This window comes from Phycisphaerae bacterium (genome assembly GCA_017999985.1).
Classification (GTDB): Bacteria; Planctomycetota; Phycisphaerae; order UBA1845; family Fen-1342; genus JAGNKU01.
The window spans coordinates 26,211-47,300 of the sequence record JAGNKU010000012.1 but is presented as its reverse complement, the minus strand read 5'-3'; the positions used below and the strand labels follow the sequence as shown (position 1 = coordinate 47,300).

Annotated in this window: 15 protein-coding genes and 1 pseudogene; 6 read left to right on the top strand and 10 right to left on the bottom strand. The window is 67.8% G+C overall.

The genetic code is table 11. The features are described from left to right. Positions 1-174: 174 nt before the first annotated feature. On the top strand, positions 175-1,356 hold the full coding sequence (locus tag KA383_15455) for an ATP-binding cassette domain-containing protein (GenBank protein ID MBP7747511.1): 1,182 nt from the start codon (positions 175-177) through the stop codon (positions 1,354-1,356). A 35-nt stretch (positions 1,357-1,391) separates the two neighbouring features. Here KA383_15455 and KA383_15450 read toward each other — a convergent pair whose 3' ends face one another. From KA383_15450 to KA383_15415, 8 genes are all read right to left on the bottom strand, one after another. Further along, positions 1,392-2,843, bottom strand: a complete 1,452-nt coding sequence (locus KA383_15450; GenBank protein ID MBP7747510.1) for a DUF1080 domain-containing protein — start codon at positions 2,841-2,843, stop codon at positions 1,392-1,394. Positions 2,844-2,901: 58 nt separating this feature from the next. Then, positions 2,902-5,553 (bottom strand): HEAT repeat domain-containing protein, encoded by a 2,652-nt coding sequence (locus tag KA383_15445; GenBank protein ID MBP7747509.1) that lies wholly within the window; start codon positions 5,551-5,553, stop codon positions 2,902-2,904. 11 nt (positions 5,554-5,564) lie between these two features. Then, positions 5,565-6,854, bottom strand: a complete 1,290-nt coding sequence (locus KA383_15440; GenBank protein MBP7747508.1) for a Gfo/Idh/MocA family oxidoreductase — start codon at positions 6,852-6,854, stop codon at positions 5,565-5,567. Between the two features lies 1 nt (position 6,855). Next, positions 6,856-7,752: an FAD:protein FMN transferase gene (locus KA383_15435; protein ID MBP7747507.1), complete on the bottom strand. Its 897-nt coding sequence runs from the start codon at positions 7,750-7,752 to the stop codon at positions 6,856-6,858. Further along, positions 7,749-9,290 (bottom strand): TIGR03663 family protein, encoded by a 1,542-nt coding sequence (locus KA383_15430; protein MBP7747506.1) that lies wholly within the window; start codon positions 9,288-9,290, stop codon positions 7,749-7,751. Before KA383_15430 ends, KA383_15435 begins: the two co-directional genes overlap by 4 nt. An 87-nt stretch (positions 9,291-9,377) precedes the next feature. Further along, entirely contained in the window at positions 9,378-10,121 is a 744-nt protein-coding gene (locus KA383_15425) for a hypothetical protein (GenBank protein ID MBP7747505.1), read from the bottom strand. Then, entirely contained in the window at positions 10,118-12,424 is a 2,307-nt protein-coding gene (locus KA383_15420; GenBank protein MBP7747504.1) for a hypothetical protein, read from the bottom strand. The genes KA383_15425 and KA383_15420 overlap by 4 nt, the downstream gene beginning before the upstream one ends. Then, positions 12,425-13,774, bottom strand: coding sequence for a Gfo/Idh/MocA family oxidoreductase (locus tag KA383_15415; GenBank protein ID MBP7747503.1), 1,350 nt, complete (start codon positions 13,772-13,774; stop codon positions 12,425-12,427). A 216-nt stretch (positions 13,775-13,990) separates the two neighbouring features. On the opposite strand from KA383_15415, the gene KA383_15410 reads away from it, so the two are divergent. The 4 genes from KA383_15410 (at position 13,991) to KA383_15395 (ending at position 18,309) form a co-directional block, all read left to right on the top strand. Further along, complete coding sequence (locus KA383_15410) at positions 13,991-14,443, top strand: hypothetical protein (protein ID MBP7747502.1); 453 nt, start codon at positions 13,991-13,993, stop codon at positions 14,441-14,443. Continuing rightward, on the top strand, positions 14,370-15,383 hold the full coding sequence (locus KA383_15405) for a hypothetical protein (protein MBP7747501.1): 1,014 nt from the start codon (positions 14,370-14,372) through the stop codon (positions 15,381-15,383). The genes KA383_15410 and KA383_15405 overlap by 74 nt, the downstream gene beginning before the upstream one ends. Positions 15,384-15,844: 461 nt before the next feature. Continuing rightward, positions 15,845-16,930: a hypothetical protein gene (locus KA383_15400; protein ID MBP7747500.1), complete on the top strand. Its 1,086-nt coding sequence runs from the start codon at positions 15,845-15,847 to the stop codon at positions 16,928-16,930. A 170-nt stretch (positions 16,931-17,100) separates the two neighbouring features. Continuing rightward, the gene (locus KA383_15395) at positions 17,101-18,309 is read left to right on the top strand and encodes a PKD domain-containing protein (protein MBP7747499.1); all 1,209 of its coding nucleotides are present in this window, start codon (positions 17,101-17,103) and stop codon (positions 18,307-18,309) included. Between the two features lie 28 nt (positions 18,310-18,337). Here KA383_15395 and KA383_15390 read toward each other — a convergent pair whose 3' ends face one another. Next, positions 18,338-19,132: a class I SAM-dependent methyltransferase gene (locus tag KA383_15390; protein MBP7747498.1), complete on the bottom strand. Its 795-nt coding sequence runs from the start codon at positions 19,130-19,132 to the stop codon at positions 18,338-18,340. 26 nt (positions 19,133-19,158) lie between these two features. After that, on the bottom strand, positions 19,159-19,296 hold the full coding sequence (locus KA383_15385; protein MBP7747497.1) for a hypothetical protein: 138 nt from the start codon (positions 19,294-19,296) through the stop codon (positions 19,159-19,161). Between the two features lie 440 nt (positions 19,297-19,736). Here KA383_15385 and KA383_15380 point away from each other — a divergent pair. Continuing rightward, positions 19,737-20,162 (top strand): annotated as a pseudogene (locus KA383_15380) (hypothetical protein). Positions 20,163-21,090 lie beyond the last annotated feature (928 nt).

Here is a 21,090-nt window from a genome sequence, read left to right as displayed (position 1 = left end):
GTTTGACTGCCGCGCATGCGGACGCCGGGGCGTAATTCTCGGGCCTGCCGCGACAGCCGCGCGCCGCACCCGGGACGCCGTCCGGCAGTTGACCCCGCACCCGCCCCGCACGTATATTCATCCGACCAGCCGACTTATGTCCGGGGCGCGGCAGGCGTAGCGAGCGAGGCGACCATGGCCGAGGTGCATCTCGAAGGCGTCACCAAGATCTATCCCGGTGACGTGCGGGCGGTCGACAACATCTCCCTGCAAATCCACGATCGCGAGTTCGTCGTCCTCGTCGGCCCCTCCGGCTGCGGCAAGAGCACCACCCTGCGCATGATCGCCGGCCTCGAGGACATCACCGCCGGCACCATCCGCATCGGCGACCGCGTCGTCAACGGCGTCGCCCCGAAAGACCGCGACATCGCCATGGTCTTCCAGAACTACGCCCTGTACCCGCACATGACGGTGTATAAGAACATGGCGTTCGGCCTGCTGCTGCGCCGCAAGTACGCCGCGTTCGACAACCCCCTCGGCTTTCTCGTCGCGCACCCCTACTGGAAACAGGCCCGCCAGGAGCGCCAGGAGATCGACCGCCGCGTGCAGGAGGCCGCCAGCATCCTCGGCATCCAGGAGCTGCTCAACCGCCGGCCGCGGGCCCTGTCGGGCGGGCAGCGGCAGCGCGTCGCGGTCGGGCGCGCGATCGTCCGGCAGCCGAAGGCCTTTCTGTTCGACGAGCCGCTCTCGAACCTGGACGCGAAGCTGCGCATCGGAATGCGCGCCGAACTGAAGCGCCTGCATCGGCAGGTGCAGACGACGACGGTCTACGTCACGCATGACCAGGAAGAGGCCATGACGCTGGGCGACCGCGTCGTGGTGATGAAAGACGGTCTGATCCACCAGTGCGCGACGCCCTACGACGTCTACGAGCACCCCACGAACCGCTTCGTCGCGGGTTTCGTCGGCACGCCGCCGATGAACTTCTTCGAGGGGAAGCTCGTCCGCGAGGGCGACCGGCTGCTGTTCGACGAAGGCGACAACCGCCTCGCCGTGCACGCCACGCACCGCGACCGGCTGCTGCCGCTCGTGGGTCAGCCGCTGACGCTCGGCGTCCGCCCCGAGGCCCTCAGCCCCGCCGGCCCATCCGCGGACGCCGTGCTGAACACGCAGGTCTCCGTCGTTGAGCCGCTGGGCGACCGCACGGACGTGTATTGCAGCACGCCGCGACATGCCCACATCGTTTGCCGCGTCGACACGCGGACGCGCGTGAACGAGAACGCGCCGGCGCGAATGGCCGTGGACATGGCGCGGGCGCACTACTTCGAAGCCGGGGAAAACGGGCGCAACGTCACGCTGGCCGGCAGCGCCGCGTAACGGCCGGGCTCTACCGCACCCCGTCCGCCGCCCCCCTACGAATCCAGCCGCTTCAACCGGATATTGCGATACCACACCGACTTACCGTGGTCCTGAAAGCCGATGCGGCCGCGGCGCGGCATGTCCTTGTACGCCGTGTTGAACTTGTTCTCGGTGCCGTCGGGGTTCTGGTGGGCCGTGGTCCACTCGTCGAGGTTCATGTCGACGATCGCCTCGCCGTTCAGCTCCACCTGGATGCGCGGACCGCGACAGGTGAGCGTCACGTGGTTCCACTCGCCCGCCTTCTTGACCACGTTCTTGCGCGGCGCAAGGCAGTCATAGATGGCACCGCAATCGTGCTTGTCGGCCGCCGGCTTGCCAAATGAATCAATCACCTGCATCTCGATGCCGGTCTGCACGCAGTCCTTGATGTCGCCGGTGCGGAAGAAGATGCCGCTGTTGGCCTCGGGCTCGAACTTGAACTCGAGGTCGAGCGTGAAGTCACCGAAGAGCTGCTCGGTCCAGATGTCGCCGCCGCCCTTGCGGGCCAGGACGCCGTCCTCAACCACCCAACTGCCGGGCTTGGTGATCCAGCCGCTCAGGTCCTGACCGTTGAACAGCGTGGTCCAGCCGTCGGCGGCGATCCGGGCACTGGGCGTCGCGTCGGCCGGCAGATCGCCGAGCGCGAACTGGATACCGGCGAGGTAGTGCCCGAGCACCGCCGGGTTACAGAAAATCTCCTCGCGATGCCCGAGCGAGCAGTAGAACAGGCGGCCGAGACCGTAGTTGCGCACCCAACTCACGGCGAAGTCCTTGTCGGTGCGCTTGATCCCGTCGCGGGTCATGTTCGTCTTGTCGGTGTCGAGGCTGAGCAGCACGCGCAGCGCATGACGTGTGTACGGCTCCTTGAACTGGTAAATCTCGTCCGCGATCTCGAAGGGCTTCCCGCCGAAAGCAGCGTTGACCGGGTGCCCCGGCTCGTCGAGCTTCACGGTGACGGTTTCATTCCATGGATGCCCGTCGAAGTAGCCGCCCATCAGCGCGCCAAATTCCGGCCAGTTGTAGAAGCAGTCGGTGGCCGCGTGAATCCCAACAATGCCCTTGCCGCCCCGGATGAAGTCCAGCAGCGCCTGCTTCAGCGTCGCGTCTTCGAATAGCTCGCCGGTCGTGTTGTTGAAGCAGACCGCGTCGAACGTGTTGAGCGACTCCGGCTTGAACACGGCTGGATCATCGCTCGCGACCACGCTGAACGCGCCGGTCTTCTCACCGAGAATCTCCAGCGCCGCCGTGCAATACGGGATCGCACTGTGACGGAAGCCCTGACACGCCGTGTAAACCAGCAGACGGCGCGCCTGCGCGGGCTTGGCCGGCGCCTGCTGCGGCGCGGCGGCGCGGATCTTCGCACGGGCGTCCGGCGGGACGCCCTCGTCCGCACAGGCCGGGCCGCCGGCCATCAGGGTCGCAATGATCGAGCTCAGAATCGTCGCGGAAGCACGTACGGATCGCATCAGGGTTCTCCAGGTCTCAAGCCAGTCGCGCTCGGCGGCCAGTGGCCACCCCGCGAGTTCAGGGATGATCGCCCGCCTCGGCGTAAACGTCCGGCGGATTGCCGCCTTCCGGCGTTCGCAAACGAGCACACAGGGCCCAACCACCATCGTCATTGGTCACCTTGATGAGCAGCGTATTCCAGCCCTCGTTGACTGTCACGACGACCTTGTCCTCACCCGGCGAGATGCCGCGATGGGTGTTGTTGGTGTGCACGAGGGCACCGTTCAGCCAGACCTTCACGCCGTCGTCGCTGCCCAGATCAAACCGCAGCTTCTGGGCGCTCGGCGATTTCACGTGCGTGAAAGCGTAGGCCGCGCGGTGATCGCCGGCCATCGTCGCGTTCAGGTCGATCCACCAGGCTGACTCGGGATCGGAGTTCACCGGCTGCTTGCGCCAGTTCACGTCCTTGGCGCCGGCCTCTTCCGGCGGAAGCACCATGTCGAGCAGTTGGTGCCCGGCCTTGTCTTTCTCGGTGTACGGACCCGCCACCCACCAGTCCGTGATGTACCCTTCGAAGCGTTCCAGCCGCCGCCGGACCGCGTCCGCCCGCTCGCGAAGCGCGTCCGGCCACTGGTCCGCCGAGATCCGGTCGAGGGCGCCGCGGGCGTCCTGGCAGCGCGCGGGGATGAGCGCCTCGACCACGTTCAGCATCGCCGACGCCGCCTCAGCCCGCAGCGCTTCGTCCGCGAGATACGGCATAAGCAGCTCGAGCGCCGCGGGTTCCTTCACCTCGCCCAGGCGCGCCAGCACGAGCTTCTTTTCCTCGGGGCGCTGGGCCGCCGCCAGGGCTGCGGTGCACATGGCCAGCGTGTCGGCGGCCGGCCGCTCCGGGCCGAGGCCAATCATGCGGACGTACGCCCGCAGCGTCAGCACCTGCGATTTCGCGTCCGTCGCTGTCTGCACGAGCTTGAGCACGTGCGGCGCCGGCGTGGCGTCGGGCCATTCGGCGAATGCGCGTGTGGCTGACTCGCGGACCGTCGGCTCCGTGTCACCAAGCGCGGCCAGCGTGGCATCAAGCGCCGCCTTGCCACCCACGCGCCCGAGCGCCGGCAACAGTGCGCACTTCACCGGCACCGGCGCGTCCCTGAGCACGCCCGCCACCAGACCCGCCGCCCGCGCGCGATCCGCGGCCCGCAGACACACCGCGGCGATGGCCTCGCCGGCCGCGGTGCGTTCATCGTCCGTCTCGGCCCCGCGCAACAGGGCGAGCAGCGCCGGCACGGACGCATCGTCGGCCAGTTCGGCCAGCGCCCGGATCGCCGCCAGGCGCACGCCGGCGTCGGCGTCCTTCGCCGCGTTGAAGATCGGCTCCAGCGTGGACGGCTTCGGCCGCGCGGCCAGCACGCCGAGGACGTGGGCCCGCACGCGCGGCGGCAGGTTCGACATCAGCGTGATGATCTTGTCGGTCACTTCCACGCCCGGAATGCGTGCGAGCGCCGTGTGCGCGGCCTGCAACTCGTCCGCGTCGTCGCGCATGAAGACAGTGAGGAGCGGTGCAACGGCCCGCTCGCCGCTGAGCGCCGCCGCCGTCGCGAAAGCGGCAACACGCACCTCTTTGATCGGGTCGTTGAACGCCTTGATGACCGTCGGCAGCGCCGCCGCATCGCCGCGACGCGCAAAGACCTCCAGCAGCGCAACACGGGCCAACTCCGATGCCGACTCGAAACCGGCCACCAGCGCGTTCGTCACCGCTTCACCCGGAACGCCAGCCGCGGCGTTCGCTGCCGCGGCACGCACCTGCGGGTTCTCGTCAGCGAGCGCCGCCAGAAGGTCGGGGACCGCACCGTCGGCGCACACAGCGGCCAGTTGATGCAGGGCCGCGCAACGCACGTGCGTATCCGCCGGATCGACTCGCGTCTTGAGCAGCTCACGCAGGATGGACGCGGCTGCGTCAGCCTGCTTCGCGGCTCCCAACCGAGCCGCGAGTACCAGCAGGTTATCCGTGGCGCGCGAACGTTCGTACCAGGAGTCGGCCGCGGCAGCCGGCATCAGCACGTCGCGGGCACGCGAGTCGCCGATGCCGGCCAGCGCATCCAGCGCGGCCAGACGCAGTGCACGATCATCAGACTTCGCATCGGCGAGCAGAACGGCCACGGATGCCTCGTCACGAAGCGCACCGAGAGCTGCGATCACCGAGAGACGACAGCGCCCGCTGAGCGCCGGCAGCGCTGCACGGAGCGCCGCGACCGCCGGATCGCCGCCGATTATTTGCAGGGTTCGCGCGGCAGCATCACAGACAGCTTCCGTCGCGCCGGGCACCAGTACCCGCCCCAGCGCCGCACAGGCGTCCGGGCCGCCGACAAGCTGCAACTGCTCAACGACGAAGGGCACGTCCGCCGGCGGCGGAGCGGCGCGCAGCGCGGCGATCAGCGCATCGATATACGTCTTGCGCTCAGTGGCGCGCTGCGGATCCGCGACGGCGAATGCCAGCCCGTGCAAAGCCAGCCGGACCTGCGTGTCCTCGCCCGGCCCAGGCTCCTTCAGCATTGCACATAGCGTGCGAATGTCTTCCACCCCCAGTATCAGCAATTCCGCCCGCACCGCCGGCGTCTCCGCCGGGAGCTTCGCGAGCAGCGCCGCAAGCTGCGCGGAGGGCTGCTGCGCTTCCGCACCCGCGACCAACGCGAACAGAATCAACGGCAGTACGCAGCACCGACGACCAATGCTCATCGGGTTAGCTCCTAGATATGCCACGGGGCGCGCATGGGCTGCGCGACCAGGAGGTTGGCCTGCTCATCCCCCACGAAGCGTTCGCGCACCGGGTCATAGCGCAGCTTGCGCCCCGTGCGAATCGCAATATTCGCCAGGTTCACCAGCGCGCACGACCGCTGGGCCACGTCCGCGTTGCCACCCGGCTGCTTCCGCGTGCGCACCGCCGTCTCGAAATCGAGTAGCGGCGGCGGATCGGGGAAGCGCGCGAGTTGATCGAACAGGCCCGGCGGATCGGTGCGGTAGTTGTCGTACACCTTGCCGCGCGGCCCCTCGATGAACGGCAGCCCGGCCGGGTCCGCCGGCCCCCATTCGCCGCTCTGCAGAATCAGCGTGTGGCCGTCGTCGTACTTCAGCCGGATAGTGCCCCACATCCCCACCGCGTCGGGATGCTGCGGCCAGGGCGCCTCGGCTTCGATCTCCACCGGGCTGGTGTCGTCCTTGTTCAGCATGTACTGCACGGGGTCAAGGTAATGCTGCCCCATGTCCGCCAGCCCGCCGCCGTCGTAGTCCCAGTAGCCGCGAAAGCTCTGATGGACGCGGTGCGGATGGTACGGCCTGGACGGCGCCGGGCCGAGCCACATGTCATAGTCAAGTACAGCCGGCACCGGCTCGGGCGTCAGGTTCGTCCGCCCGCTCCACATCTTCACCTTCCAGAAGATGCCGTTCGCGGCGGTCAAACGCACCGTCAACGGCGTGCCCAGCAAGCCGCTGTCGACGAGCTTGCGCAGCATCTTCGTCGCGCCGAAGTGGTAGTAGTTCCCGAAGCGGCCATGCGTGTTGACCTGAAAGACCCGCCCGTAACTCCGGATCGCACCCGCCAGCGCCCGCCCTTCCGCGATCGTCCGCGCGAACGGCTTTTCGCCGAACACATCCTTGCCCGCCTGGGCCGCGGCGATGCCAACGACGGCGTGCCAGTGCGGCGGCGTGGCGACGTGGATCGTGTCGATGTCCTTCCGCTCCAGCACCTCCCGGAAATCGGCGTAGCCGTCACAGCTTCGGCCGGCGCGCTTCAGGCCGTTCTCAAGATGCTTGCGATCCACATCGCAGACCGCCAGCGTGACCGGCGGCTGACCCTCCACGTTCTCGGTCACGTGGCTCAGGCCTTGCCCGCCGGTGCCGATGACACCGCGCGTGACTACTTCGCTTGGCGGAACGTAACCCCGGCCGCCCAGCACATGGCGCGGGACGATGTAGAACACGGCGGCCGCCGTCGCGGCCCGCTGGACGAACTTGCGGCGTGAAATTCGGTGTGTGGACATCTCAGGTTCCTGGTTGGTGGCGGCCAAAACACAGCAGTTCCCGCCCCGTCTGCGCCGTCGTGGGCCGCAGTATACCGGACACGTCGCGCTGGCGTCCACACACGGTGGCGACCTCCGCCGGCGTGAGCAGCATGAACGCCGTCGACAGCGCATCGGACACCGCCGCGGACGACGCGACCGCCCAGGTAGCGGAGTACGCCGTGGCCGGTGCGCCGGTGCGCGGGTCGCGGATGTGCCCGCCGTGCAGACGCTGGCCCGATCCGCTCAGAGCTTCGTCGGTCAGCGCCAGCGTGCCGAGCGCATCGCCCTGCTCGTCCGGCGACCGCAGAGTCAGGCGCCATGCGTCGCCGGTCGGCGGCCGGCCCAGCGCGTAGACCGTGCTCTGGCCACTATGCACGAGTGCCGCCGGGATCTTCCATTCACGCAGCAGCGCCGCAACGCGATCCACGGCGTAGCCCTTGCCGATGGCCCCCAGGTCGAGCACGACCCCGGTTCGCTGCACGCCGATCGCGGATTGCGTCGGATCGAAGATCAGCGGCGACGGCCCATCTGGGCCTATTCGCGGCTGGCTGTGAAACGCAATGTCGAACGCGCCGCCGGTCTGCTGGTGAACTTCGGCCGCGAGTTGCAGGCACTCGATCGTCTCGGGGCTCACGCGGATGGCGCTGCCGGGTTGCAGCGCGTTGATCTGGCCGATGTCACTGTGGGGGATGAAGCGGCTGAGGAGCTGTTCGAGGCGGTGCACCTCCTCGAACGCGGCTTCCGCAGCCTGGCGGGCGTAGCGGGCGCCAACACCCACGAGGTACAGCTCGAACGTGCACGCCATCGCGTCGTGGGCGAAACGGTGGGCTGCGCCCCCCTGCCCGTGCTGCGGCCTGTCCGATGCAGCGAAGTTCATGGCGCTGTCGGCTGCGTGGCCGGCGTCAGGCTTTGGACAAACGTCGTCCACAAGGCGCGCCGGACGTAGACCGCAAGAATCTCGTCCCGCCGCAGTCCATAGTAGCTGACTTCGTACGCGTCGCGCAGCCGCGGGGCGAGCGCGTCCTGGAGCGCGTACGAAACGAGAACCACGTCGGCGTCCGGTTCATCTGGCGGCTGCTCCCAATAGCCGACGCGCTCGAAGCCGCGCAGGTACCACGGCAGCGGCCAGCAGTTCTCGACGACGATCTTGATGAGCATGCGCGGCCCGTCCGGCGAGACGGCGGCCAGGCGCGTGAGCTGCGTCGTGAGGTGCTCCACATCGCGCACCGGATGGGCGTACACATACGGATTGCGCCGATCGGCATAGAAGCGCTGGCTGCCGCGCCAAGCCTGCCACGCCAACTGAGTTGTGCCGGCCAGCAGAAGCACGGCTACCCCGGCGGTGAGCGCAAGACGGCCCATGCCCAGCTTGGTGCGCGACAGGCACCCGGCGACCAGCGTCGCGGCGCCGTGGCCCGCGAGCAGGATCATGCCATGCAGCAATCCGAGCGCACACCACGGCGTCTTGTACGGAATCGCCGAGTAGATCGCGGTGAGCAGGATCGTGTACACCGCGACAAAGCGGAGCAAGCCGCTCGTCTCACGCCGGCGCACGATCACGATCAGCCCGACGACGGCCAGCCCCACGATGAGCACCTCGCTGAACACCGGGCCCGGCGTGTAGTGCGTATACCCCAGCATCTGCAAGTAGTAGTACCAAGGATGCTCATGCACGCCGCCGCCGGCTCGTTGGAAATAGATCGCATAGGCGCGCAGCGAATCGAGCGGGCCGCGGAGATGCGTGAACCCGGCGGAGAAAAGCAGCACCGAAACAAGCACCGCCGCGAGCACACCCGCGCCCAGCGCCACCCACAGTCCGCCCCCTCTCGGGGGGAGGGCAGGGTGAGCATCAGCGGTGTGGGAGGCGCGAACCCACAGCAGGGTGACAACCAGCGCTCCCACCAGCGCCCCCCACACGATCACGCACGTTTCCTTGGTTGCGTGCATCAGCCCCACGCCGACGCCGGCCAGCAGCACCCAGCCGATGCGTCGCGATTGCACATACCGCCACCCGGCCGCAATCACCAGCAGCGTGAAACAGACCAGCAGCGTTTCCTGGATGTAATAGCGGCTATAGAACACCATCGCGGGCGAGACGGCCGTGAGCACCGCAGCGCCCGCCGTCGCCGGCCAGCCCAGGCCGCGACCGATCAATAGCAGCAGCAGAATCAGCACGACGCCGACTACGACCGGCACAATGCGATACGTGGCCGCCTGTGTGTGGGCGAAGTCCGTCGCCCCGCTGAGCCAAACGGATGGAAATGTCAGGTAGTAGAGCGTCGGGCCGTGGTATTCGTCCGGGTCATACTGGTACTGGCCAGCATGCCAGAGCTCATCGAACTTCACGGCGTGAACCGCTTCGTCACCGTGCATCGGGCGCAGATTCAGCCCGGGCAGACGAAACGCCAGTGCCACCGCCGCGCTAACGAGGATCAGCGCAACAAGCCGATACGGCCGGGCGTCTTCCCTCGATCCCGCGATCCCTGGTTCCCTCGATCCCTGTTACTTGGCCGGCAGGCCGTAGACCTCCACCTCGATGTAGTGGTTCTGGTCATCGGCCGTGCTGCCCTTGCTGTAGAGCCGGACGTAGCGCGCCGTGGCACCCTTGGCGTCGATCAGGCGTCCCTCGTACGTCTCCCAGAACTCCTTCTCGGTGCCCAGGCCCAATCCGGACGAGTTGTCGTGATCATTGCTGTACAGCGTGCGAACGTTCTCGATGAAATCCGCGTCGTCGGCCACCTGCACCACCACATCATGATAGACGCGCGCGCTGGAATGGTAATGCCACACCAGGATCGCGTAGATGTTGTACTTCTCCTTCAGGTCGATCTGGACCCACTGCAGCCCGGGGCCCAGCTCCACATAGCTGCCTTCCTTCGCCTCGTTGTCGCCGTCCGTCACCAGCTTCATCGTCCCGATGATCGGCTCGCGGTCACTGCTCGTGACCGGCTTGTTGAGCGCGACGTTCTTCGTGCCGGGCGGCGCCAGAAACGGCGGTCGCGGCCCCTTGCGCGGCGGCTCCAGGTTCGTGCCCGGCGGGATGTTCGTCGGCGTACCCTTGAACGCCGGCCGCGGCAGCTTGATCTCCAGCGGCACCAGCTTGGTGTCGCCGGTCTTGGGCGTGCCCTCGTCCGCCTTCGCCGGCTGCGTCGTCGGGGCGGGCTGCTTCTCCTGAGCGGCAGCCACTGCGCCGCTGAAAGCCAACACCAGAGTTGCGGCGATGGACAACAATGCGATTCGTATCATGACGTCCTTCCTTTCGGCCCGCGGCCGGCCAGAGCCAGCACGGCATAGACCACAATCAGTACCAGCAGGACGATCGCCGCCCAGTAGTGCCAGACGGCCATCAGAGCCTGCTGCCGATATCCGCACAACGGCGTCATCGCCGCCAGCATCGTGCCAATCAATGTAAGGCTGCAGCCAAGCACCAGCCACGTGACCAGCTTCTGCAGCGCGCTGCGCCCCTTGGCCGGTCCCCGGCACCGACGCGCCCACAGCACGGCCGCCGCGGTGACGCCGACGAGAAACAGGCCGGCGCCAATCATGTGCGTCAGCAGCGCCCACGTGACTAATCTGCCCAACAGCCACTTCGAGCCCAGCCCGGTCACCGCGCCGATCACGGTCCCAAGGACCACGAACGCCCAACTTGACCTTTCCAGTCTGCCGAACGGCACCACCCCGGTTGGCGCGGCGAGCGCCGGGCGGGTCAGCACATCGAGCGGAACGCGTATCAAGACCAGGGCGATCACCGCGGCACAGGCAAACCCGAACCACTTGAACGCCGAGCGGAATTGGAAGCTCGTCGCCCAAAGGCTCGCCAAGGTTGAGTCATAGCCGTGGTAGCGCGCCATGGGCACGGACGCATCGCCGCGCGCTATCTGTCGGGCCGTCGTCGCGACTCCGAAGAACACGGGAGTGTCGGCTGCGTGGCAATCCGTGCACGCGCGAATGCCGAGCGACTGCGACGCCGGGCGCACATTGTGGGCCAGCGACCACATGCACGGCTGGCTCGGCGCCATCACGAGCTGACCGCCGTCCGCGTTGAGCTGGAAAAGCGTGCCGTTCCGCACGCACCAGGGCTCGCCCTCCACGCCCTTCGCGCCGCGCAGGGCCGCTAGCACCGCCTTGATCTGCTCGCGGTCCGTCCCCACCGGCTGCGTCGTCGTTTTCGGCAGCAGCTTGCCCGCGATCTTCTGCACCACCGCCGGCAGCAGCGGACGCGGTCCTTCGGTCGGCGTGTGCCCCCAGTACGACGGCCACACGCTGCGTTGCAAGCCAAGCTTGCCGTCCGGCTGCCGCACGAAGATCGGCCCGCCAATCTCCGGCGGATCGGTGTCTTTGCGTTCGCGCGTCGCCAGGCCCAGCCCGTGCGCGAGCGCCGTCTGAAACTCGTGCGCATCCATCGCCGGCCACGGCCCGCTGTGGCACACCGTACACGCGAGCTTCTCGAAGTGAATCGTCGGAAAACCCGGGTGCTCCGGCCGCGGCGCGCCGTACCGCCCCACCATGTGCTCGGCCGGCTCGGTCTCGGACCCGAGATGGCAGCCTTCACACGTCAGAGTCGCGACGGTGTCGTCGTCGCGCAGCGCCGCCTCACCGTCGAAACCGCGCACCGTCAAGTGATCAAGCTCATTGCGGTGGCAGTCCGAGCAAATCAGCCCCGCCGCCAGGTGCACATCACGCGACTTGGCCAGATGATCCTCCGCCAACGGCCCCACCTCGCGGAACGAGTGGCAGAAGTAGCAGCGCTCGACCGGCGGGCGGCGCGTGATGTCGAAGAACACCCGGTCGTCCCGGTCAAACTGCCGCAGGTCGTAGATCAGCTTCGGACCAGCCCGCTCCGGGTAATCCGGATTCGGTGGCATCGTCGGATCCCAGTCGTCCGGCACCTTGCGGGCCTCGCCCCGCACCACGCCCAAGCCCAGTGCGATCGTCGGCGACCACTTGAAATTCTGCGCCTCAATCTGCCGGGCCGCCTCCGCCGGGTCGTGCGACTGCCCCGCGCTATGGCAGCTCATGCAGTCCACTTCGAGTTGGCCGGAGATCTTCCAGCGCGCCTCCTCGCGCGACTTCGCGAGCACCTCGCCGCTCGGCGCCCCATAGCCCCCGCCCGGCGTATGCGCGCCAAAGCGGAGCACGAACTCCCAGTTCGACAGGCCAACATCTTCCGGCTTATACGTACCCGGCCAGCCGCGCCCCGAGATCGGCAGCACCGTGCCCGTGCGCTGATCGACGAGGAACCATGGCTCGCCCGACCGCCCCGCTGGCACATTCGGGTCCCAGGCATTGAAATGCCAGCCATGACTGATCTGCCCAACCGGGTGACACTTGCCGCAGGTCATCGCCGGCGAGTACGGCACCGCGGGCTCGTCCTTGGGATTGATCGCCTTACCGTCGTGATCGTAGAGCGTCAGGCGATGCACGTACGGCGCGGCGCTATCCGTCTTGAGCAACTCCACCTCGGCCGGCTCACCGGCGGACAGCCGCAGCGTGGCGCCGCCCAGCACCAGCAACAACAGCACGGCGCTCTGTGCCAGCTTGCGGTGCATCTACACCTTGAATTCTTCCGGCTGGAACTCGATCCGGCAGCCCTTTTCGACGGCCTCGTTGGCCTTCAGGACCGTGACCGCCGTTTCATACGCGACCTCGGGCGGGCACGACAGCGGCGTGCCGCCCCGGATCGCGTTGAAGAAGTTCTCCAGGTGCAACTGGTGTGGCGGCTTCTGGCTCTCTTCGAGCAACCGCTGCGACTCGGGATCCTTGGTGCCGTCCGGCCGCAGCGTCTCGCCGATCTTCAGCTCGATCGCGTCGCGGTCCATGGTCTCGATCTTGGAGGCTTCGTCTTCCCACTCGCGCCGCTTGGCTTCCGGCTCGCGGAAGGCGAACCCCTTGCGCGTGTCCTCGGAGATGACGAGCGAGCCCTCGTCGCCCATGAACGCCTCCCAGAACCCGCCGTGGCTCGTCGTGTTCAGCACCTGGTAGAAGCCGCGCACGTGCTTGCCGTTGACCTTCCAGTCATACAGCGACAGCACGTTGTCGTACCACTCGCGGTCGTCGTAGTTGTCCAAGCCGCCGCTGGCCTGCACGCCGGCCGGCAGCGTCTCGAGGAACCAGTTGAAGACGTCGATCTGGTGTGAACCCAGGTCCGCCATCGGCCCGCCCGAGTACTGCTTGTACCAGCGCCAGTTGCAGAACCGCTCCATCGTGTCGTAGCCGTACTTCTTCAGCGTGGCGGCGTCGAGCTCCTTGCCCTCCGGCCAGCCGATGTCAAAGCGCCGCGACCGGTTCCACTGCCCGTTCACGTGCGTGATGCGGCCGCAGATCTTGTCATTCTTGATCATCTTGAGCGCGTGCCAGTAACGCGGGTTGCTGCGCCGCTGGTGGCCGATCTGCAGCAGCTTCTTCGTCTCGCGCGCCGCGCGCACCATCTGCTTCGCCCCCTCCAGCGTGTTCGACATCTCCTTTTCGCAGTACACGTTGAGGCCCGCCTTCAGGCACGCGATGGTGTGCTCGGCATGCACCCAGTCCGGCGTGGCCACGATCGCCGCATCGAGGTCCTTCTCCGTCGCCAGCAGCTCCTGGTACTCGGTGTAGACCTTCACGGGCATGTCGTATTTCTTCAGAATGTTGGCGGCGTAGGTCTGGTTGTATGGCCAGATGTCGCAGATCGCGACGAACCGAATGCCGGGGATCTTCAGCGCCTGGTTCAGCAGGTTGCGGCCCTGGCTGCCGGGGCCGATGAACGCGACGCGCAGAGCGTCGACCTTCTCCCCCGCCGCCTGCTCCTGCGCCCAGCCGGGCCAGGTCATCATCAAGCCGGCGCCGGCCGCGGCGGCCGATGCCAGAAACTCACGCCGATTCAGTCCAAACCCGCTCGGAAGCGACGACTCGTTCTTCATACCACACCTTTGAATGTCACGGCGTGACCCATCTCCGCCGGGCCGCCGCAATTTCGTCCACTGTAACGCTGGCGAAACTGGAGTCAACCGCGCGGCTGTGCGGCCGATAATCGGAGGTCCGTGACACTTGCGGCGGCCGATTTGAGGTAGGATTGGGGTGGGTTGGGCCCGGTGGCGGGCCCGCGCGAGTGGAAGTGCTTCAAGGAGGAAGCGGACATGCCAGCACGGACGACACGCCAGGAGGCGCGGGCGCGGATTATGGCCGCTTTTGCCGCGCAGTTGGAGCGGGTGCTTCCGGCCGACGAGACGATTCCGCTGAAGGGGGCGACGTTTGCGGACTTCGAGGACCAAGTCGAGACCCTGGCGCAGGCGGCCTTGCCGGTGGCGTTGGAGCAGCGCGCGGCGCTAGCGCCCGGCGCCCAGGTCGACCGTGCGGGACGCTGTCCGTACTGCGGCTCGGGCGCCGTGTACCTGGAGAAGGAGCAGACGCAGCCCGAGGTGCAGTCGCGGCACGGGCGGGTGGTGGTGCACAAACAGCACGCGCGGTGTCGGGCGTGCGGGGGTTCTTTTTCCCCCTCAGGTGCGGGACTGGGGTTTGCTGGCCGAAGTTCCGCTGACGCCGCGCGCGGCACGGCGGGTGGCGCGGGAGGGAGCCCTGCACGCGTTTGATCCGGCGGCGTTGGCGTTGAACGAGGACTGGGGCACGCATCTGGACGGCAAGCAGGTGCAGCGCTGGGCGGAGGCGTTGGGTGAAGTGGTTCGTGCGGCGCGGGACGCCGAAGTGGCGGCCTACGAACAGGGCCAGCGTCCGGTCGGGCCGGCCAATCTGCCGGCCTTGCTGGTGATCGGGATGGACGGGGGGCGGGTGCAAACGCGCGAAAAATCCGGAGAAAACGGGAGCCGTTGGCGCGAGGACAAGGTGGCGGCGCTGACGTCGTATCAGCCGGGGGATGGAACGCCGGCGCAGCGGCCGCGGCCGCTGGTGACGACCTATGTGGCGACGATGGGTGCGACGGAGCCGTTTGGGAAATTGGTGCGGCTGGAGGCCGAGCGCCGCGGGTTGCGGCAAACGCAGACGGTATTGGTGATGGGCGATGGTGGGAACTGGATCGATCCGTTGAGTGAACGCGAACATCTGCACGATCAGCGCATCGTGGACTATTACCACGCGGCGGAGCACCTGCACGACGCGGCGCGGGCCGCGCTGGGCAAAGACACGTCGGAGGCAGCTGCGCTGGCCGAGCAACTCGAAGACGCCTTGTGGGATGGGCAGGTGGCACAGGTGATCGCGATCCTGGAGGGGCACGCCCAGCGGCTGGGGCCGCCTCGAGCCGCGGATGGCCCGGAGCATCCGCGGCGTGTGCTCGCCAACAACGTGGGCTACTTCCAGACGCATCGGGCGCACATGGACTATCCCACCTACCGGCAAAAAGGGTGGCCGATCGGCTCCGGCGTGACCGAATCCGCCGTCAAGCAGTTCAACAAGCGCTTGAAAGGGACCGAGCAGTTCTGGAATCTGCCCGGCGTGGAGGCCATCCTCGCCTTGCGCGCCCTATGGCTGTCGCAAGACGATCGCTGGCGACGCCACTGTGACGCCCAACCCCCCTAGGCAAACGCCGCCTAAAAGGTCACGGACCTGGTACCCACTTCCTCAGCCGGTGCCAACGGCCGCGCAGGGCCTGCCGATCACGACCACCCCGGCGGGTCGCCAGATTCCCGCGCCGCGGGTTGCCAGCGGGGTGGGCGCGGCATTTCTTGCGCTGCGTTGCGCCCGCGCGAGTCAAGTCTGCGCCAGCGGGCCGATAGTTACTCACGGTGCCGGACGCGTCCCGCAGGCGGTCGCCGGGCACGGGCAGGGAAGCCCCCCTTCGGGGCGTGCCTTACCTCCACGCAAGGAAGCCAACAGCTATGGAAAAGTCCAATTCTCGCGCACGACGGAACGGAAACGGCGCCGAGACCGGCGCGCCCACCAGCCAGAACCCGGCGGGGACCGGCACGTCCGCGACCGGAGCGACGCGCCCCGGATCATCCGCGCCCACGCCCGCCCAGGAGGCCAAGCAAAGAATTGAAATGGCCGCCGGGAGCGCGCTGCTCCAGGGCAAGAGCACGCCCCGCGGCCTCCAGGACACCTTCATCGACGAGCGGAATGACGTGCTGGCGGTGATCAACGAGCTGGAAGACCAGCTCGACCGTCACCAGGAAATTCGCGAGACGATGGAGCGTGAGCTGACCACGACCAGCGAGAAGCTGCAGGCCGCCACCCAGCGCGTCCAGGAGCTGGAGTGGCAGGCAGTGACGCTGCAGACGCGCGTCGACGCGCTCGAGCAGCTCCGCACCGAGGTCGCGTCACTTGAAGAAGAGCTGGCCGACGCGAACACGAAGGCCCAGCGGATCAACGACCAGCTCAGTGAGACCGAGAAAGAGCGCAGCCGCCTCAAGACCGACCTGAAGGCCGCCAACAAGCAACTGGACGAGTTGTGGGCCGCGAGCAAGGAGCGCGACAGCCTGCGCTCCGAGTGCAAGATCCTCTCGGCCAAGGTCGAAGAGCTCGAACGCAGCGTGCGCGAAAACCTCGAAGAGCGCACCAGCCTCCAGTCGCAGCTCCAGGAAACCCAGATCTCCCTCGACGAGACGACCACGGAGCGTAACCGGCTGCAGATGGCGAATCGCGCCGCGGACGACCGCATCCGCGAGCTGACGCAGGTGCAGGGGACGCTGGACGACACGATCGAGAACCTGCGCGCCGAGAAGAAGAACCTCCAGGTCCAACTGACGCACCTGGAACGCGAGAACGCGCGGCTCATCGAGCAGCGCCAGTTCTACGAGTGCGAGGTCACTACGCTGCGGAACCAGAACCGTTCGGCCGAGTCCGCCCTCAACAGCGTCAAGAAGGCCTTCAGCGAAGTGCGCGTCGCCCTCAGCGAAACCAAGAGCCGCGCGCGGCGACGGGCCGTCGATTCCTGGCCACGCGTCGGCTCCGCGCTGCACGGCATCGTCGCCGAGGCGACGGCCGACGGCATCGTCCCAACCATCCCGGTCGCCGCCATGGTCGAAGTCACCAATCCGGCCGAGACGACCGCGCCCGACGAGACGGTTCCGGCCGGCATCCGCGAGACCACCGACTCGACCGACCCCGGCGAGAATTCCGGGCAATAGGCGCACCCGGCGCGGCCCCCCCGGACAGTTCCACAGAAACCAGCGGGCAGGCCCTGGCCTGCCCGCTGCTTTGCGCGCCTGCGCCGCGCGTAGCCGGACACGCGCGGCAGCCCGTATAATGCGCCGGAGGCCTGCGGACGGTCCGGCCCCGCATACGGAGCGATCCAAGCATGAAGACCTGCGCCGCCATCACCCTGCTGTCCCTGCTCCTCGTCGTCGGCTGCCCCAACAACGGCACCACGGACGATTCCGCCGTCACCGCAGCAGTCGCCGCATCCTCCACGCAGGGCGCCGCCCCGCTGACGATCACGTTTTCGGCGGCCTCGTCGGCCTCCACCAACGGCGGCACACTAACGTATGCGTGGGACTTCGACGATGGCACGACGTCGAACCTGGTCGCGCTGGCCCATACGTTCACGAACCCTGGTCGCTACATCGTGAAGCTGCGGGTCACCGACGAGCTGGGCGAAACCGACATCACCAGCGTTGAGATTCGTGCAGCCGGCGCCGGCGCCACCGCCGTCATCGTCACCAACGTCACGAGCGGCACCGCGCCACTTGTCGTGCAGTTCGACGGCACGACGAGCGTCGTGCCCGACGATACGATCCTGGACTACTACTGGGACTTCGCCGACGGCACCACGTCACGCGAAGCGCAGCCGCGACACACGTTCTACAACCAGGGCAACTACGGCGTGGCGCTGCGCATCGTTACGGCGGGGGGCGTCGAGGCCACCACCAGCGTCGCCATCACCGTCGGCAAGCCCGAAGCGTCGCTCCAGTTCGACGGCACGGCGTTTGCCACCTTGCCGCTGGGGAGTGCGTACGCCCTGACGGCGTTCACGCTCGAAGCCTGGGTCAAACCCGACAACGACGGTGGCATCATCGCCAGCGTCGGCAGCGGCTCGCTGACCATTGAGATCCAGCCGAGCGCCAACCGTATTCGGCTGCAGATCGGCGGCACCCCCACCGACGCCGCCGCGACCAACCTCGCCGGCGCGTGGCGGCAAATCGCCGTCGTCTACGACGGCGTGACCGCGTCGAGCTGCAGCGTGTACCTAGACGGCGCGCCCCTGGCAAACACCCCCGTCGCGGGGGCCCTCACTTTCAGCCAGCTCACGCTGGGTGTCGGCTTGCGCGGCAAGCTCGGCGAGGTCCGGCTCTGGTCAACAGCCCGCGAAGCGGCCGCGATCCTGACCACGCTCAACGAACGTCTCGACGGAACGGAGACGAACCTGCTCGCCTATTGGCCGATCTTCGAGGGCAGCGGGCAGAGTTTGCGAAACCACGTGACCGGCGGAACCGACGGCGTGCTGGGCAGCACAACCGCCAGCGAATCCTCCGACCCAGCCTGGAGCACCGACGGGCCGCCGCTGTAGCACTCGCAGAGCGCCGCCTTATCGCTGTTCAGCCCGCACGCACGGCCCACGCCCGCGCCGTGTGCAGGGGGCCATGCCATGCCTCGGAGCAGTGCCGCAATTCAAAACCCGCCAGCAGAGCGGTGAGCTCACCCGGCCGCAACACATCGGTGGTGCGCGCCGGTCGCCCGTGTCGCGCGCGATGCACGGTCGTGAAGGTCTCACAGACAAAACTGCCGCCTGGGCGAAGCCAGTCGGCAAGGCGGGCAAAGAGCGGCCGGTGCAGGTAGCGCACCGCGACGACCAGATCAAAACCCGCCGGCAGCTTCAAAACGCCGCGTTCGAGGTCAGCCTGCCGCCACTCGATGGGCGCCAGCGCGGGGGCGCAGCGCTGCGCCAGCATCTGTCCGCGCTCAAGCGCGTCCGGCAGGACATCCACCGCCAGCACCTGCCAGCCACACGCAGCCAGGTAAACGGCATCGCGCCCCGTCCCGCAGGCCAGCTCCAGCGCCCGACCGGGTGACAGTCGCGCGCACACCTCGGCCAGGAACGCCGTCGGGCGCCACAAACGTCCCACGAGCCGCGCATCCGCTGGCGGCGCGTACTCAAATGCCGATTCGACCGCCGCCCGCCGGCCCGCGCTTGTCAACCACGCCACCGCAGGCTCGGCAAACTCCGGCGGGCCGACCACGCGGATCAGTTCGTCACGCGGCGGCAGCTCGTGGGTCCGCGCCGGCAGCTCCGACCGGGGCATGTTGACCGCGCCGACGATCGGCGCCCTGGCGGCCTCGGCGGCGGGTCGCGGGTCGAGGAAGCGGCATTCGACGAGCGGCGGTCGCAACATCGCATTTCCGCTTTGCCGCGGCGGCCTCAGGCCAGGGCGTCCACAAACGCCACAGCCATCAGCACGGCCTTCAGGGCATTCGGGACCGCCGCGCACGACCCGGCCAACAGCCACGCCCCCGAGAGCGCCGCCAGCCCCGCCCAACGTGATGTCCTGCCGTTCAAGTGTGCCTCCGAATCATGATCCGTGCGCGTCGAATACTATGACGAGACGTGCGGTTTGACCACCTGCACCGGCACCGGTACGCTAGTGTGCTGCCTCGTTGCGTGTGGCTCATAACAGGGGTGGTGTGGGTGTCTCGTCCGTCATACGGACGGGCAAGACGCCCGTAGCACCCATGTTGGAGTGAGTCTGAGGCACTCACTCGTCGCAGCCACCACCGGCCCGAGAATGATGCCGGGAAGGAGTGCGCCGCCGCGTGAGCGATCAGGTGTCCGAGTCGCATCCGAGCAAACGCCCGCAGCGGCCACGCGCACGCGCCGCTGACACACCGGCGCCCAAGGAGTCGTGGATCGAACAGACCTCGTCCTTCGTGGGCTTCTTCATCTACCTGCTCGTGCTCAAGACTTTCTTCCTGCCGCTCTTCATCATCCCAACGGGGTCGATGGCGGAAACGCTCTACGGCGAGCACGCCGCGAACACCTGCCCGAATTGCGGGACTGAATACGCCGTCGGCTGGCAGCTTCGCGGCGCGTGGCCGTGGAGCAGTCCGTGCCTTCGCTGCCCGAACTGCCGGTGGATGCAGTTCCGTCCGCTCGGTCCGACGGATGGGACGCCACGGCCGCCGCTGCTGGCCTCCGAGAAGTTGCCGGCGCGGTTGCGACCCTCGGCCGGCGATCGCATTTTCGTGCACGGCTGGTTGTTCGATCGCCCGTTCGCCGGGCTCGACGGACTCGGTCCGGCACGGTGGGACGTCGTGGTTTTCAAAGTCCCCACGGACGGCCAGACGAACTACATCAAGCGTCTCATCGGCCTCCCGGGCGAGAAGATCGAGATCATCAACGGTGATATCTTCGTGAACGATCAGATCGCGCGCAAGACGCGGGACGCCCAGCGCGCGCTCTGGTTCCCGTACTACGACCACGACCACGCGCCGCGCGAGCCCTCGGCGCGAGCCGCGTACTATCCGCGCTGGGTCGCCCTCGACGACGCACGCGCCTGGTCCGGGCTGACTCAGCCCGCCGCGCGGACCCTGCAGTACGATGGGCTGCAGCACGCGCGGTCGGAGATCCAGTTTGCCACGGATCCAACCGATCCGCAGGCACCGGGGCAGGTCAAAGACATCTACGCCTACAACGATCCCGCGCTGCTGCTGCACACGGTCTCCGACGTGCGGCTGTCGGCCGAGGTGCAGTTCGCCGGCGGCGCCACGACCGGCTACGTCGAGCTGAGCACGACCAAGGGCACGCACCGGTTCATCGCCCGCGTGGACGCGGCCGGCCAGGTGACCGTTGAGCATCAAAGTGGGCGCAACGGACCGCGCGAGTCATGGTCCACGCAGCAGTCCGCTAACTCCAGCGCTCCGATCCACCTGGCCCTCAGCCACGTCGATGGCCTCGTCCGCGTGGAAGTCGACGGCCAGACCGTGTTCGAGTCGACGCCCGCGCAGTACCAGCTGACCCCGCAAGACGCCCGGCAGGTCGCGGCCAATAACAGCCCGCCCGTTCTCCGCATCGCCGCTGAGAATACGCGGGCCACGCTTCGCCACGTGCTCATTGAGCGCGACGTCTACTACACGAGCGAGGTCCACGGCGGCGAACGCGTGGCGGTCGGCCTGCAGGATCGCCCCATCCAGCTTGGCCCCGACGAGTATTTCGTTCTCGGCGACAACAGCCCCAACAGTTTGGACGGGCGCTTCGCATTCTCGCGCGCGGATCAGGAGCCGGTCGGGCCGCACCTGCAGGCCGAGCTGGAGCGCGGCGTGTTCCACGCCGGCACCGTCCCCGCCGACCAGTTGA